This is a genomic window from Extensimonas perlucida (assembly GCF_007655255.1).
GTDB lineage: Bacteria > Pseudomonadota > Gammaproteobacteria > Burkholderiales > Burkholderiaceae_C > Extensimonas > Extensimonas perlucida.
In genome coordinates, this window is sequence record NZ_VMYE01000011.1 from 19515 (window position 1) to 33570 (window position 14056).

The following is a 14056-nucleotide window of genomic DNA, read 5'->3' on the forward strand; positions in this document are numbered from 1 at the left end:
AGACATTTTTCGAGCAATCGACAGCAGTGTCAGGCAACAAGCCCCACCGCCCCGGGCGCCAGCGGCGCGCTGGTCTGCTCAGTGATGAGCCATGCGCGTGCTACGTGTCGCATCCCCATCGTTGAACGTGCCGACCATGGCGGCCTCGAAGTCGGGCGTCGCAAAAATGGAGCAATACCGTCTGCACGGTATCGACCACGTAGCCGCTCGCACGGCCGATGGAGGGCTGGTAGCGAAACTTGGGAAAGTGCGCGACCAATGGGTTCGGTGCCGGCAGGGAATGTGCACCAAACCTTAGTTGCCGGGTGAACAGTCCACCCGCCCTGCCACGCCTGCGGCCTCGAAGCTCGCCATCTCGCGCAGGATGGCGCAGGCCGAGACGAGCAGTGGCCACGCAAGCGCCGCGCCCGAACCTTCACCCAGGCGCAAGCCCCAGTCGAGCAGCGGCTCGGCCTGCATCTGCGCGAGCATCAGCGCATGGCCGGGCTCGCCCGAGCGGTGCGCGAACACGCAGCGCTGCAGCACGGCGGGCCGCAGCCGGCTGGCCACGAACACGGCGGCGCTGCTGATGAAACCATCGACGACGATCACGCGGCGTTCGGTCGCGGCCTGCAACACGGCGCCCACGAGTGTGGCGACCTCGAAGCCACCGAGCGCCGCCAACGCCTGCAGCGGGCTCGTAGCCTGCGCATTGGCCTGCAGCGCCTGCTGCAGCACGGCCCGCTTGCGCGCGACGCCCTCGGCATCGAGCCCCGTGCCCGCGCCGGTGCACGCCGCCAGATCGACCCCGCCCAGGCGCGCGAGCAACAGCGAGGCCACCGAGGTGTTGCCTATGCCCATTTCGCCCAGCAGCAGCACATTGCCAGGCAGGCCGCGCACCACCTCCTGCCCGTTGGCGAGCGCCTGCGCGCATTGCTCGGGTGTCATCGCCGGGCCGCAGGAGGCGTCTTGCGTGCCCGCGGCCAACCGGCGCTGCAGCAGGCGCGGTGGGGTGAAGGACTGCTCTTGCGCTGCCGCTGGGCTGCTCCCGACGGGCGGCTCCACCGCGCGCGCCACGCCGCAATCAACCACCGTGAGCGCCATGCCATGCTGGCGCGCAAGTACGCTCACGGCCGCGCCGCCGGCGAGAAAGTTGTGCACCATCTGCCAGGTGACGTCCGCCGGAAACGCCGACACCCCGCGCGCAGCCAAGCCGTGGTCGCCCGCGCACACCAGCATTTGCGGCTGCTGCAACGCAGGCGCCGTGCTGCCCAGAATTTGACCCAAACGCAAGGCCAGCGCCTCAAGCCGGCCCAGCGAGCCCTGTGGCTTGGTTTTCTGGTCCAGCGCGTGCTGCAGCTGCGCTGTGATGGCGGGGTCGGTGATGTCTGTGATTTGGGGGATGGTGAAGTGGGCGATGGATTGCATGGGGGTGCTTGGGGGATGGGGAAATTGGAGTCGGATTCCAATTATTGAGCGGAGGTGCTGAAGCACCGGGCGGGGCCGGTAGTTGCGCCGAGGAAATTGGGGGTCAGACTCCAATTTTTGCGGGGGGCGACGAACCGGAGAGAGGGTGCCGGGATGTGGCCCGGCGGCGCAACTTCTTTTCTTGTCGCACCAAGAAAAGAAGGCAAAAGAAGGCGACCGTGCTGCCCGCGTCCCTGCCCCCTCGCGGCGGCAGGGGCAAGCTGCGGTTCTCACGCCCGGCTGGGTCGCGCGAAACTCGCTGCGTTCGAACAATCGCGCGCCCTTTTCTCGCCGGGCGCTGCGCTCCTCGGCGCTGGCAGAAGGGCTTGGAATACCATACAGGCCATCGCTGCGCTCGGCCTTTGTTGTGTTGGCTTTCGCGGCAAGTGCGGGCCGGCAAACCGCCCCTTGGCCCTACGTTAGACATCTGATTCACCTACCACGACCTTTCCTACAGTCATGAAACGTCAACTTACAGATTCCGAAAAATTTAGTGTCAGGCAACAACAACTTGAGCCTGACGGGTCTCTGCGTTGCTTCATTTCCGGCGAGGTCATCTCGGCAAATGATGAGGTTGAATACGATCATATTCAGCCATTTTCTAAGGATGGTGATACCGCTATCGCGAACATCAGAATCGTCCTGAAACATCACAATCGACGGAAATCAAACCAATCGCTTTACGACGTGCGCGACAATTTGCGCTTGGAAAGATTGTTCGAGAGCAAGAAAAATCACATCAAACTCCAAGATATTCTGGATTTAAAAGACGTTAAACGCCGCAATACTCACTGCACAACAACAGACGGTGTCATTACCATCGATGACGGGACTCTGAAACGCACCTTCACGCTACTAAGTGATTCCATTCTTCACGTCAATTACTTTTATGGGCGCGTGCCTATTTCTTGGCTCGAAAATGACGATCAAGAAGGACTCCAGCCCCGCGTTATTGATTACAAGCGGCTCATCAATATTCGCGACCACCTCAAAATACACCCTCAGTTGGCTCCCTCGATTGCCCGACTTCTTGGCAATCGCCTTAAGCTATTCGATGGTCAACACAAATTGGCAGCGCAAGTTCTGAACAACAACACCGAGGCAGACATCAAGGTCTACGTCTCTCCAGATGATCCTGCGAGCGCCAAACGACTCTTCGATGACTTGATGATTACCAACCTTGAGGCGCACTCCAAACTCAAGCAGGTTCCTTTCTACACCTCCACGCTTCTAGATCGACTGTCGGTCATCTATCGAGAGTTGCTTGATGAGTTTATTAGCACCAAGGCCCCGGAGAGCCACACTGAGGAACACTTTGTTCACTTCCTGACGGTCACAAAACAATACAGCAAGACAGCAGCTAAAGACATGCTGCGGGGCGCCATCAAGACCGCCGCCCTTGCCGGAAGCGCCTTGGAACAATATGTTGCCGAAGCTTCGAAGGATGCAAGCTATCCAATTACCATTGATTTGCTTGAGAAGACAATCTTTCCCGCTACGCTATATCTCGATCCAGCGACTGCCAAGTTCACATCAGATCAAGATTACCGAAATGCGGAGACTCAGAATTTTGCAGAAATTGCAAAACTCATCGTAGCGGAAACAATGATTGCAAACTGGGCGCAAAACATCAAGGGCAAGACCCTTACGCATGAGCAGTTGAAGGCACGTCGCATCTGGCACAAAGGTGCGGTACTGACGTGGGCACCATATTTGAAAAGCATTCTCTACTTTGCCTTGCAGGCCATGACTAGCGAGGAACGAGAGAGACTCCTTTATCGAAAACCAATCAGCGATCATCAGAAGGCCATCATCCAGAAGTGCCTCAACCGTCTCTTCTCCCACCCACTGTGGGACGAGCCCGAAGGCGAGGTTGATAGCCTGCTTGTCTCCGCGCGAAAACAAGATGATCTTTTCTCCAAGAAGGGACTAACCGAAAAATATGTCATCTACGGCGAGGCGTAAGAGGTTTAATCACTCAGTCAACCTACCACCTACAAGCTGCGCATGCAGGCTCCCTCCGCGCTTTGCGCTCCGGCAGCCACCCACATCTATGTCACCAATCATTACGCCCCGTTTGCATGGAAATTGGAATTCGATCGCGCCAATCAAAAAATCCCCCCAAGCCAAAAACCGCCCCGCCTCAAATCGCCACCAACCCCCGAATCCCCCTCGCCTGCATTTCTGCACCCACCCCGCGCGCGATGATTTCGCCACGTTCCATTACGAGGTAGTGGTCGGCCAGCGATTCGGCGAAGTCGTAATACTGCTCGCACAGCAAAATGCCCATGGGCTGCCCATCGAGGCCGTGCGCGGCCAGGGTGCGGATGACGCGGCCTATGTCTTTGATGATGGAGGGCTGGATGCCCTCGGTCGGCTCGTCGAGGATCAGCAGGCGCGGGGCGGGAGCGAGGGCGCGGGCGATGGCCAGTTGTTGTTGCTGGCCGCCCGAGAGGTCTCCACCGCGCCGGTGCAGCATGTCTTTGAGCACGGGGAAGAGCTCGAACAGCTGCGGTGGGATCGGCGTGGCGGCGCTTTTGTAGGCCAGCCCCATGCGCAGGTTTTCCTCCACCGTCAGGCGCGCAAAAATCTCGCGGCCTTGCGGGACGTAGCCTATGCCGGCGCGGGCGCGCTGGTAGGGCGTGGCCTGGTGGATGGGCTGGCCGGCGAAGTGGATGCTGCCCGTTTTGATAGCCACCAGGCCCATGAGGCTCTTGAGCAGCGTGGTCTTGCCCACGCCGTTGCGCCCCAGTAGCACGGTGACCTGGCCGGGGGCGACGCTCAGGCTCACGTCGCGCAGGATGTGCGAGCCGCCGTAATACTGGTGGAGGTGCTGGACTTCGAGCATGGTTTTATGGATAAAAAGTGGCGTTTGCGCCGATGTATCAAGCGCTTGCAGCTATCACAATGATTGCATTCAATGCCCGGCATGGGTACGTCGCGCGGCGCTCAGCGCCCCAGATAGACCTCGATCACGCGCTCGTCGGCCTGCACGGCGTCCAGCGTGCCTTGCGCGAGCACGCTGCCCTCGGCGAGCACGGTGACGATGCCGTCCTCACCTGCAATGGCGCGGATGAAATGCATGTCGTGCTCGACCACCATCAGCGAGTGCTTGCCGCGCAGCGACAAAAACAGCTCGGCGGTGCGCGCGGTTTCTTCGTCCGTCATGCCGGCCACGGGTTCGTCGAGCAGCAGCAGCCGCGGCTCTTGCGCGAGCAGCATGCCGATTTCGAGCCATTGCTTTTGCCCGTGGCTCAAGAGGCCCGCCTGGCGCGTGCACTGCTCTGCCAGTTGGATGGTGTGCAGCACTTCGGCCAGCCGGTCGGCCTGCGCCGAGTCGAGCCGAAAGCGCAGCGACGCGGGCACGCGCTTGTCGGTCTTGAGCGCGAGCTCCAGGTTTTCGAACACGCTGAGCTCCTCGAACACCGTGGGCTTTTGGAACTTGCGGCCTATGCCCAAGGCGGCGATCTCGGGCTCAGTGTGGCGCAGCAGGTCGATGGTGCTGCCGAAGAACACGCTGCCGCTGTCGGGGCGGGTCTTGCCGGTGATGATGTCCATCATCGTCGTCTTGCCCGCGCCGTTGGGGCCGATGATGCAGCGCAGCTCGCCAGGGGCGATGTCGAGGTTCAGGTGTTTGATGGCCTGAAAGCCATCGAAGCTCACGCACACGTCTTCCAGGTACAGGATGCGCCCGTGCGTCACGTCCACTTCGCCGGCCTGCGCGGGCCGCCCGTAGCTGGCGCTGCGCCCGCCCGATTCGGTCTTGCCCTGCGCGCCGGCGCGCTGGTGCGCCTGCAGGCGCGCCGCGCCTTCTTCCATCAGGTCTGGCGTCATGGCCTGGCCCTCCAGAAGGCGATGCGCTGCAGGGCCGGGCCCGGCGCACGCAGCAGGCCCAGCACGCCCTGCGGCAGGAACAAGGTCACGGCGATGAAGAGCGCGCCCAGAAAATACAGCCAGACTTCAGGCGCGGTGACGGTGAGCCAGCTTTTCGCACCGTTGACCAAAAACGCGCCCACGATGGGGCCCACGAGCGTGGCGCGCCCGCCCACTGCTGTCCAGACCGCGATCTCGATCGAGCTTGCCGGGCTCATCTCGCCGGGGTTGATGATGCCCACCTGCGGCACGTACAGCGCACCGGCCACGCCGCACATCATGGCGCTGAGCACCCACACGCTGAGCTTGTAGGGCAGCGGCGCGTAACCGCAGAACATGACGCGGCTTTCGGCGTCGCGCAGGGCTTGCAGCACGCGCCCGTACTTGCTGCGCACCAGGGCGCGCGCCAGCAGGTAAAAGCCCAGCAGCGCCAGCCCCGTGAGCACGAACAGCACCATGCGCATCTGCGGCGTGGCCAGCGGCAGGCCCAGAATGCGCTTGAAGTCGGTAAAGCCGTTGTTGCCGCCAAAGCCGGTTTCGTTGCGGAAAAAAAGCAGCATGGCCGCGTAAGTCATGGCCTGCGTGATGATGGAGAAATACACGCCCTTGATGCGCGAGCGGAACGCAAACCAGCCAAACACCAGCGCGAGCAGCCCCGGCACCGCCACTACCAGCACCAGCGTGGCGATGAAGCTGTCTGACAGCGCCCAGTGCCAGGGCAGCGTCTTCCAGTCCAGAAACACCATGAAGTCTGGCAGGTCGCTGTGGTAGTTGCCGTCGCGGCCGATCTGGCGCATCAGGTACATGCCCATCACGTAGCCGCCCAGCGCAAAAAATAAGCCATGCCCCAGGCTCAAAATGCCGGTGTAGCCCCAGATCAAGTCCATGGCCAGCGCGCAAATGGCATAGCACATGATCTTGCCCAAAAGCCCGAGCAGGTAGTCGGACAGGTGCCAGGCGCTGTCCACTGGCACGAGCAGATTCAGCACCGGCGCCACGGCACACACGAGGATCAGCGCTGCAAAAAATGCCGCCCAGCCCGTGCGCGAGAGCAGCGGGGCGCGCGCCGGCAGGGTGAAGGGCGTGGCCGGGCGGGCCGCTGGATGCGCGGCGGATGCAGCGGGTGCGGCCGGCGCAGCACTTTGCAAGGGGTTGGCGTCGCGCGTCATGCCTCGCGTCCTTTCAGAGCAAACAGGCCTTGCGGGCGTTTCTGGATGAAGACGATGATGAACACCAGCACGGCGATCTTGGCCAGCACCGCGCCAGCCCAGCCTTCGAGCAGCTTGTTGGCCAGCCCCAGGCCCAGCGCGGCCACCACCGTGCCCGCCAGCTGCCCCACGCCGCCCAGCACCACGACCATGAACGAATCGACGATGTAGCTCTGCCCCAGGTCGGGCCCCACGTTGCCCACCTGGCTGAGCGCGCAGCCCGCCAGCCCGGCGATGCCCGAGCCGAGCGCGAAGGCGTAGGTGTCGATGCGCGCGGTGTTCACGCCCATGCAGGCGGCCATGGCGCGGTTTTGCGTCACGCCGCGCACGAACAAGCCCAGCCGCGTGCGCGCAATCAAAAAGGCCACGCCCGCAAGCACCGCCGCCGCAAACGCGATGATGACCAGCCGGTTGTAGGGCAGCATCAGGTTGGGCAGCACCTGCCAGCCGCCGCTCATCCAGGCGGGGTTTTCCACGCCCACGTTCTGCGCGCCGAAGAGCGAGCGCACGGCCTGGATCAATATCAGGCTGATGCCCCAGGTGGCGAGCAAGGTTTCGAGCGGGCGGCCGTACAAGAAGCGGATCACGCCGCGCTCGAGCACCGCGCCCACCAGCGCCGCCGCGCCAAACGCGATGGGCAGGGCGGCCACCAGGTACCAGTCAAACGCGCCCGCGGGCAGGTAGCGCTGAAACAGCGCCTGCACCACGTAGGTGGCGTAGGCGCCCACCATGATGAGCTCGCCGTGCGCCATGTTGATCACGCCCATCAGCCCATAGGTGATGGCCAGCCCAAGCGCCGCAAGCAGCAGGATGGAGCCCAGGCTGAGCCCGGTAAACAGCACACCCAGGCGCTCGCCCCAGGCCAGGCCGGCGTCGATGTGGGCGATGGCGGCGGCGATGGCGGCCTTGACCTTGGGGTCGTCCTCGCGCGCGAGCTGCTCGTTGAGCAGCAGCTTGATGTCGGGGTCGCGCGCCTGTTGCAGCAGCTGCGCGGCCTGCAGGCGGTGCGCCGCGTCCGGGCTCGCGAGCAAGGTGGTGGCGCGCGCCAGCTCCAGCCGTGCGCGCACGCGGGGGCTGCGCTCCTGCGCCAGGGCTTGCTCGATCAGGGGCAGGCGCGCCTCGGCGGGGTCTTTCATGAGCGCGTCGGCCGCTGCGGCGCGCGTGGCCTCGTCGCTGCTGCGCAATTGCAGGGCCGCGCGCGCGGCGTCGAGCGCGGCGCGCAGCGCGTTGTTGTTGATCACGTCCTCGGCATCGGCGGGCAGCGCCACCGGCGCGCCGGTGACGGGGTCGTGCGCCTGATCGCCGTCCATCACGTAGGCGGCATGCGCCGTGGCCTTGACGGCGTCGTTGGCCAGCGCGTCGAGGAAGGCGCGGGTGCGCTCGTCGGCGTCGGGCAGTGCCGCGTCGATGGCCGCGATGCGCGCCTCGGTGTCCCCCGTGGCCATCTGTAGCGCCTGCGCGGCCGTGAGCGCCCAGGCCGGCGCGGTGCCCAGCAGGCCCAGCAGGCTCAGCAGCACGGCACAGGCCAGGCAAACGGCACGCCATGGGCGGGCCAGGTGGGGCAAGGTGCACATAAAAATTTTGAGCAAAATTGGCCTCTAGCGCAGATGTATCCTGCGCAAGCAGCTATGACTTAAGAAGCATCTGCGCGCGACACTGGGCCGCACCGAGCCACGCCAGCGCCGCAGGCCAGGGCGCCAGCGGCACGCGGGCTCTCCGTCAGCTGCCGATCTTGGTCTTGCCGTCAGGCTCGTCCTTTTTCTTGTCGTTGCCCTCGATGTAGGGGCTCCAGGGCTGGGCCTTGATCGGGCCCTTGGTCTTCCAGACCACGTTGAACTGGCCGTCGGCGCGGATCTCGCCCACCATCACGGGCTTGTGCAGGTGGTGGTTCTTCTCGTCCATCTTCACGAGGAAGCCATCGGGCGCCTGGAAGGTCTGCCCGGCCATCGCAGCGATGACCTTGTCGGTGTCGGTGCTCTTGGCCTTTTCCACGGCCTGCTTCCACATGTGGATGCCGATCCAGGTCGCTTCCATCGGGTCGTTGGTCAGCGGCTTGTCCTTGTGGCCGGGGATGTTCTTGGCCTTGGTGTAGTCGCTCCACTGTTTGATGAAGGCCGCGTTGGTCGGGTTCTTCAGGCTCATGAAGTAGTTCCACGCGGCCAGGTGCCCCACCAGCGGCTTGGCGTCCACGCCGCGCAGTTCCTCCTCGCCCACGCTGAAGGCCACCACCGGCACGTCCTTGGCCTTCAGGCCGGCATTGCCCAGCTCTTTGTAGAACGGCACGTTGGAGTCGCCGTTGATGGTCGAGACCACCGCCGTCTTGCCGCCCTGGCTGAACTTCTTGATGTCGGCCACGATGGTCTGGTAGTCGCTGTGGCCAAAGGGCGTGTAGGTTTCCATGATGTCGGCATCCTTCACGCCCTTGGTCTTGAGGAAGGCGCGCAGGATCTTGTTCGTGGTGCGCGGATAGACGTAGTCCGTGCCCAGCAGCACGAAGCGCTTGGCCCCGCCGCCCTCCTTGCTCATCAGGTATTCCACCGCCGGAATGGCCTGCTGGTTGGGCGCGGCGCCGGTGTAAAACACGTTTTTGGAGAGCTCCTCGCCCTCGTATTGCACGGGATAGAACAGCAGGCCGTTGTTTTCCTCGAACACCGGCAGCACCGACTTGCGGCTCACCGAAGTCCAGCAGCCGAACACCACGGCCACCTTGTCCTGCGTGAGCAGCTGCTTGGCCTTTTCGGCAAACAGCGGCCAGTTGGACGCCGGATCGACCACCACGGGCTCCAACTTTTTACCCAGCACGCCGCCCTTGGCGTTGATGTCGTCTATGGCCATGAGCACCGTGTCCTTGAGCACGGTTTCCGAAATCGCCATGGTGCCCGAGAGGCTGTGCAGCACGCCGACCTTGATGGTGCCGCCGGACTGGGCCAGGGCAGGAGTGGCAAAACCGCTTGCAAGGGCCGAGGCCAGGGCCAGGGCGTGGAGAGTGGAACGACGCTTCATGGGTGCAGACTCCAGTAAAGGAATTGGGTGGATGGGACGGAGCCAGGGTCGGCTTCCATCCGCCACCACGCAAAGCCCGTGCCAGCCCCGCGCGCCGTCGGCTGGCGCAAGGCATAGCTGCGGCGCGCGAGGGTTGCCGCGCACAGCGGCACACACACTTCTTTCTTACCGGGGGCCTGAATCACGCACGCCCGCCGCGCTGCATCGTGGCGGGGCACGGCCTTTTGCATCATCTTGGTGCATAGAGGGCCGTGTGGCCGAGGCGAACACACCGCCATGCGCAAGGTTGGTCAACTATGAGGCCGCAATGCCCTCACTGCTCCTTCCAGACCACCCATGAGCAGCGTCATATCGATGACGTGACGCTTGCATGGGGGGACCGAGCGCTTCATTTCTAATAGCTGCTAACGTCTGTCATATAAGCACAAAATACCAAAATGGCACATTAAACCCAGATTGTCCATTAGGCGGTGCTTCGCACCTACGCGGGCGCTGGCGGACGGCTGCCGGTCATTTTGGCCGCTGCTTCGGCGTCCATGGCACCGGCCATGCACTCCTCACCCGCGACCAAACTGCCGCGCCAGCCGCCTCGCCATCGTCCCGCGTCCTCATCAACAATCTGGGTTAAACCGGTGTCTCAAATTCGCGGATATCTATATGCCGAACGGCGCACCGTCGTCATTCCTTGAACCAGTTCAAGGACGATACCCGAGCAAAAAAGGAGGATTCGTCCCCACCAACCAGTGACGGAGGCCTTCCATGAGCCAAGCGCAAAGCGGGTTTACCAAACAGACCGCCCGCAACATGTTTTACGGTGGCAGCGTGTTTTTCGCGCTGCTGTTCGCGGCCATCGTGTTCGACAGCGAACGCCGCATTCCCGAGCGCTCGCACGCGCAGGCGATCACGCCCGCGGTGGTCGCGGGTAAGAAGGTCTGGGAGACGCGCAACTGCATAGGCTGCCACACCTTGCTGGGCGAAGGCGCCTATTTCGCGCCCGAGCTGGGCAATGTGTACAAGCGCCGCGGCGGCGACTTCATCAAGGCCTGGATCAAGGCGCAGCCCACGGGCGCGCCGCACCGCCGCCAGATGCCGCAATTCAACCTGACCGAGCAGCAGCTCGATGACTTGGTCGAGTTCCTCAAGTGGACCGGTGAGATCAACACCGAACAGTGGCCACCCAACATCGAAGGCTGACCGAAGGCTCATCCGAGCAACAGGAGCAACACCATGAACATCCCCACCATCAAATACCAGAGCCAGTCGGTCTCCAAGCCCTATTTCATCGCCGCCATGGCGCTGTTTGCCGGGCAGATTCTGTTCGGCATCACGCTGGGCCTGCAGTACGTCATCGGCGACCTGTTCTTTCCCTACATCCCGTTCAACGTGGCCCGCATGGTGCACACCAACCTGCTGATCGTGTGGCTGCTGTTCGGCTTCATGGGTTCGGCCTACTACCTGGTGCCCGAAGAGGCCGAGACCGAGCTGCATTCCCCGCTGCTGGCCAAGGTGCTGTTCTGGGTCTTCCTGGTGGCGGGTGCGCTGACCATCGTCGGCTACCTCACGGTGCCCTACGCCAGGCTCGCCGAGCTCACGGGCAACGAGCTGCTGCAGACCATGGGGCGCGAGTTCCTGGAGCAGCCGCTGCCGACCAAGGTGGGCATCGTGGTGGTGGCGTTGGGCTTTCTGTTCAACATCAGCATGACGGTGCTCAAGGGGCGCAAGACCGCGATCAGCCTGGTGCTGCTCATGGGTTTGTGGGGCCTGGCGCTGATGTTCCTGTTCAGCTTCGTCAACCCGCACAACCTGGTGCGCGACAAGATGTACTGGTGGTTCGTCGTCCACCTGTGGGTGGAAGGCGTGTGGGAGTTGATTCTGGGTGCGCTGCTGGCCTATGTGCTGGTCAAGACCACCGGCGTGGACCGCGAGGTGATCGACAAGTGGTTGTACGTGATCATCGCCTTCGCGCTGATGACGGGCATCCTGGGCACCGGCCACCATTTTTACTTCATCGGTCTGCCGGGCTACTGGCACTGGATCGGCTCGATCTTCTCGGCCATGGAGCCCATTCCATTTTTCATGATGACGGTGTTCGCCTTCAACATGGTGCAGCGCCGCCGCCGTGAGCACCCGAACCAGGCCGCCGTGCTGTGGGCTGTGGGCACCTCGGTGCTGGGCTTTCTGGGCGCCGGGCTGTGGGGCTTCATCCACACGCTCAGTGCGGTCAACTACTACACGCACGGCTCGCAGATCACCGCGGCCCACGGCCATCTGGCTTTCTACGGCGCCTATGTGCTCGTCGTGATCACGCTGATCAGCTACGCCATGCCCACGCTGCGCGGCCGCATCGCCAACAGCCAGAAGGCGCAGGCCGCCGAAATGTGGAGCTTCTGGATCATGACCATAGGCATGGCCGTGATGGTGCTGGCCCTGACCGGCGCTGGCATCCTGCAGGTCTGGCTGCAGCGCATTCCCACCCAGGGCGCGATGAGCTTCATGGCCACGCAGGACCAGCTTGCCTTCTTCTACTGGATCCGCATCGGCGGTGGTGTGACCTTCCTGCTCGGCCAGCTGCTTTACTTTGCCAGCTTCTTCATCGGGGGCGAGCCGGTGCGCCTGGACAACGCCGCGGGCAGTGGCGGTCGCAGTGGTGGCAGCATGCTCGGTGCGCGCCCCGCGCAACGTGCCTGATACACCCGATACAGCAAGGATTCGGCCATGGATCACAGTGAGCAGCCGCACCTGATGGATGCCCCGTTGTATGTCGAGCAGGCGGGCGAGGTGGCGCTCTTCGAACATGCCTTCCGCCAGCGCCTGCCGGTGCTGATCAAGGGGCCCACGGGTTGCGGCAAGACGCGCTTCGTCGAACACATGGCCGCGCGCCTGGGCCGCCCGCTCATCACCGTGAGCTGCCACGACGACCTGAGCGCCGCCGACCTGGTCGGCCGGCACCTGATAGACGCGCAGGGCACAGTCTGGGCCGACGGGCCGCTGGCGCGCGCGGTGCGCAGCGGCGCGATCTGCTACCTCGATGAGGTGGTCGAGGCGCGCAAGGACACCACTGTGGTGCTGCACCCGCTGGCCGACGACCGCCGCGTGCTGCCCATAGAGCGCACCGGCGAACAACTGGCGGCACCGCCGGGCTTCATGCTGGTGGTCAGCTACAACCCCGGCTACCAGAACCTGCTCAAAAGCCTCAAGCCCAGCACGCGCCAGCGCTTCATTGCGCTCTCCTTCGGCTACCCGGCGCCCGAGCTGGAGCGCCGCATCGTCGCGGCCGAGGCTGGTGTCGACCCTGTGGTGGCGGCGCGGCTGGTGCAGCTGGCCCAAGCGCTGCGCCGCCTGACCGACCACGACCTTGAAGAAACCGCAAGCACGCGCCTGCTTGTGATGGCGGCTCGCCTCGTGGCCAGCGGCCTGCCCCTGCGCGCGGCCTGCCGCGCGGCCATCGTGGACGCCCTGACCGACGACCTGGAGACCGCCGCCGCGCTCGACGACGTGGTGCAGGCGGTGCTGGGCAACGCTGCTTGACACTTCCCCGCGGCGGCAGAGCTGCCCTCCTCCTCATGCCAGCGCTGCAACGCCGCCGCCTTTTGTTCCAGCTGGGCTTCTTCGCCCTGTTTCTGCTGGCCCCTGCGCTGAACCTGCTGCGCTTTGACGTGCACGAGGCGCAGCTGTGGTTCCTCGGCCAGCGCTGGAGCCTGGGTATCGACGCCTTCAAGGCCGGTCAGATCAGCGCCAACCAGGCGGCAGTGCAGATTGTGCTGCGCGCCTTCGTGCCGGTGATCGCGCTGGTCGCCGCCTTTCTCGCCGTGGCCTGGCGCTACGGGCGCCTTTACTGCGGCTGGCTGTGCCCGCACTTCACGCTGGTGGAAACGCTCAACGCCACGCTGCAGCGCGCCTGCGGCAAGCTCAGCCTGTGGGACAAGCACCGCACCCCGCGCGCGGGCGTGCAGCCCGCGGCACGCTGGTGGCCGGTGTTCTTCGGCCTGTGCCTGGTGTTTGGCTTTCTCTGGGCCGTCACGCTGCTTTCCTACCTGCTGCCGCCGTCCGAGGTCTGGAGTGGTTTGCGCACGGGCAAGCTGGCGCCCAACCCCACGCGCTTTCTGGTCGCCGCCACGGTGGTGTTCACGCTCGAGTTCGCCTTTGCGCGCCATCTGTTTTGCCGCTTCGGTTGCGCGGTCGGCCTGTTTCAGAGTCTGGCCTGGATGGCCAACCCCAAGAGCATGGTGGTCGCGTTCGACCGCGACCATGCGCGCGCCTGCCGCAGCTGCAGCACCGCGGCATTTCCGCAAGGGTCGGCCTGCGACAACGGCTGCCCCATGCGGCTGCACCCGCGCAACATCAAACGCATGATGTTTTCCTGCGTGCAATGCGGCCAGTGCCTCGATGCGTGCTCGCAAACTTGCAGCAATCAGGGGCACGAGCCCCTGCTCGAATGGAAGATAGGCGCAGACGCCGTGCGCGAAACGCTGCGCCAGCGCAAGGCCGAAAAAGAGGCCGCCGCCCTGCGTGAAAGAGAGTCCTGA

General features: G+C 64.0%; 11 protein-coding genes. 5 read left to right on the forward strand and 6 right to left on the reverse strand.

Features of this window, described 5'->3' with window-relative positions; all coding sequences use genetic code 11:
• Window positions 1–294: 294 nt before the first annotated feature.
• Window positions 295–1407, reverse strand: coding sequence for a nicotinate-nucleotide--dimethylbenzimidazole phosphoribosyltransferase (gene cobT / locus FK527_RS10555; RefSeq protein WP_144733288.1), 1113 nt, complete (start codon window positions 1405–1407; stop codon window positions 295–297).
• A gap of 498 nt (window positions 1408–1905) precedes the next feature.
• Between cobT and FK527_RS10560 the strand changes: the two genes are divergently transcribed.
• Window positions 1906–3411, forward strand: a complete 1506-nt coding sequence (locus FK527_RS10560; protein WP_144733291.1) for an HNH endonuclease domain-containing protein — start codon at window positions 1906–1908, stop codon at window positions 3409–3411.
• Window positions 3412–3589: 178 nt separating this feature from the next.
• On the opposite strand, the gene urtE is transcribed toward FK527_RS10560, so the two are convergent.
• The 5 genes from urtE to urtA form a co-directional block, all read right to left on the reverse strand.
• Window positions 3590–4294, reverse strand: a complete 705-nt coding sequence (gene urtE / locus FK527_RS10565) for an urea ABC transporter ATP-binding subunit UrtE (RefSeq protein ID WP_144733294.1) — start codon at window positions 4292–4294, stop codon at window positions 3590–3592.
• A 101-nt stretch (window positions 4295–4395) separates the two neighbouring features.
• Window positions 4396–5280: an urea ABC transporter ATP-binding protein UrtD gene (gene urtD, locus FK527_RS10570; protein ID WP_144733298.1), complete on the reverse strand. Its 885-nt coding sequence runs from the start codon at window positions 5278–5280 to the stop codon at window positions 4396–4398.
• On the reverse strand, window positions 5277–6488 hold the full coding sequence (urtC, locus tag FK527_RS10575; protein ID WP_144733301.1) for an urea ABC transporter permease subunit UrtC: 1212 nt from the start codon (window positions 6486–6488) through the stop codon (window positions 5277–5279). The genes urtD and urtC overlap by 4 nt, the downstream gene beginning before the upstream one ends.
• The gene (urtB, locus tag FK527_RS10580) at window positions 6485–8101 is read right to left on the reverse strand and encodes an urea ABC transporter permease subunit UrtB (protein WP_144733304.1); all 1617 of its coding nucleotides are present in this window, start codon (window positions 8099–8101) and stop codon (window positions 6485–6487) included. The genes urtC and urtB overlap by 4 nt, the downstream gene beginning before the upstream one ends.
• A 145-nt stretch (window positions 8102–8246) precedes the next feature.
• Entirely contained in the window at window positions 8247–9530 is a 1284-nt protein-coding gene (urtA, locus tag FK527_RS10585) for an urea ABC transporter substrate-binding protein (RefSeq protein ID WP_144733307.1), read from the reverse strand.
• 759 nt (window positions 9531–10289) lie between these two features.
• Between urtA and FK527_RS10590 the strand changes: the two genes are divergently transcribed.
• The 4 genes from FK527_RS10590 to FK527_RS10605 are packed head-to-tail and all read left to right on the forward strand — an operon-like array spanning window position 10290 to window position 14056.
• Window positions 10290–10724, forward strand: coding sequence for a c-type cytochrome (locus tag FK527_RS10590; protein ID WP_144733310.1), 435 nt, complete (start codon window positions 10290–10292; stop codon window positions 10722–10724).
• A gap of 33 nt (window positions 10725–10757) precedes the next feature.
• Window positions 10758–12218 carry a cbb3-type cytochrome c oxidase subunit I gene (locus FK527_RS10595; RefSeq protein WP_144733313.1) on the forward strand — a complete coding sequence of 487 codons (1461 nt, stop codon included), beginning with the start codon at window positions 10758–10760 and terminating at the stop codon, window positions 12216–12218.
• 27 nt (window positions 12219–12245) lie between these two features.
• Window positions 12246–13058 (forward strand): CbbQ/NirQ/NorQ/GpvN family protein, encoded by an 813-nt coding sequence (locus tag FK527_RS10600; RefSeq protein ID WP_144733316.1) that lies wholly within the window; start codon window positions 12246–12248, stop codon window positions 13056–13058.
• Between the two features lie 35 nt (window positions 13059–13093).
• Window positions 13094–14056, forward strand: coding sequence for a 4Fe-4S binding protein (locus FK527_RS10605; protein ID WP_144733319.1), 963 nt, complete (start codon window positions 13094–13096; stop codon window positions 14054–14056).

Excerpts from the sequence above, each read along its gene's own strand:
- FK527_RS10560 (WP_144733291.1), top strand. The coding sequence starts at position 1,906 with ATGAAACGTCAACTTACAGATTCCGAAAAATTTAGTGTCAGGCAACAA.
- FK527_RS10590 (WP_144733310.1), top strand. The coding sequence starts at position 10,290 with ATGAGCCAAGCGCAAAGCGGGTTTACCAAACAGACCGCCCGCAACATG.
- urtC (WP_144733301.1), bottom strand. The coding sequence starts at position 6,488 with ATGACGCGCGACGCCAACCCCTTGCAAAGTGCTGCGCCGGCCGCACCC.
- urtD (WP_144733298.1), bottom strand. The coding sequence starts at position 5,280 with ATGACGCCAGACCTGATGGAAGAAGGCGCGGCGCGCCTGCAGGCGCAC.
- urtE (WP_144733294.1), bottom strand. The coding sequence starts at position 4,294 with ATGCTCGAAGTCCAGCACCTCCACCAGTATTACGGCGGCTCGCACATC.
- urtA (WP_144733307.1), bottom strand. The coding sequence starts at position 9,530 with ATGAAGCGTCGTTCCACTCTCCACGCCCTGGCCCTGGCCTCGGCCCTT.
- cobT (WP_144733288.1), bottom strand. The coding sequence starts at position 1,407 with ATGCAATCCATCGCCCACTTCACCATCCCCCAAATCACAGACATCACC.
- urtB (WP_144733304.1), bottom strand. The coding sequence starts at position 8,101 with ATGTGCACCTTGCCCCACCTGGCCCGCCCATGGCGTGCCGTTTGCCTG.
- FK527_RS10605 (WP_144733319.1), top strand. The coding sequence starts at position 13,094 with ATGCCAGCGCTGCAACGCCGCCGCCTTTTGTTCCAGCTGGGCTTCTTC.
- FK527_RS10595 (WP_144733313.1), top strand. The coding sequence starts at position 10,758 with ATGAACATCCCCACCATCAAATACCAGAGCCAGTCGGTCTCCAAGCCC.
- FK527_RS10600 (WP_144733316.1), top strand. The coding sequence starts at position 12,246 with ATGGATCACAGTGAGCAGCCGCACCTGATGGATGCCCCGTTGTATGTC.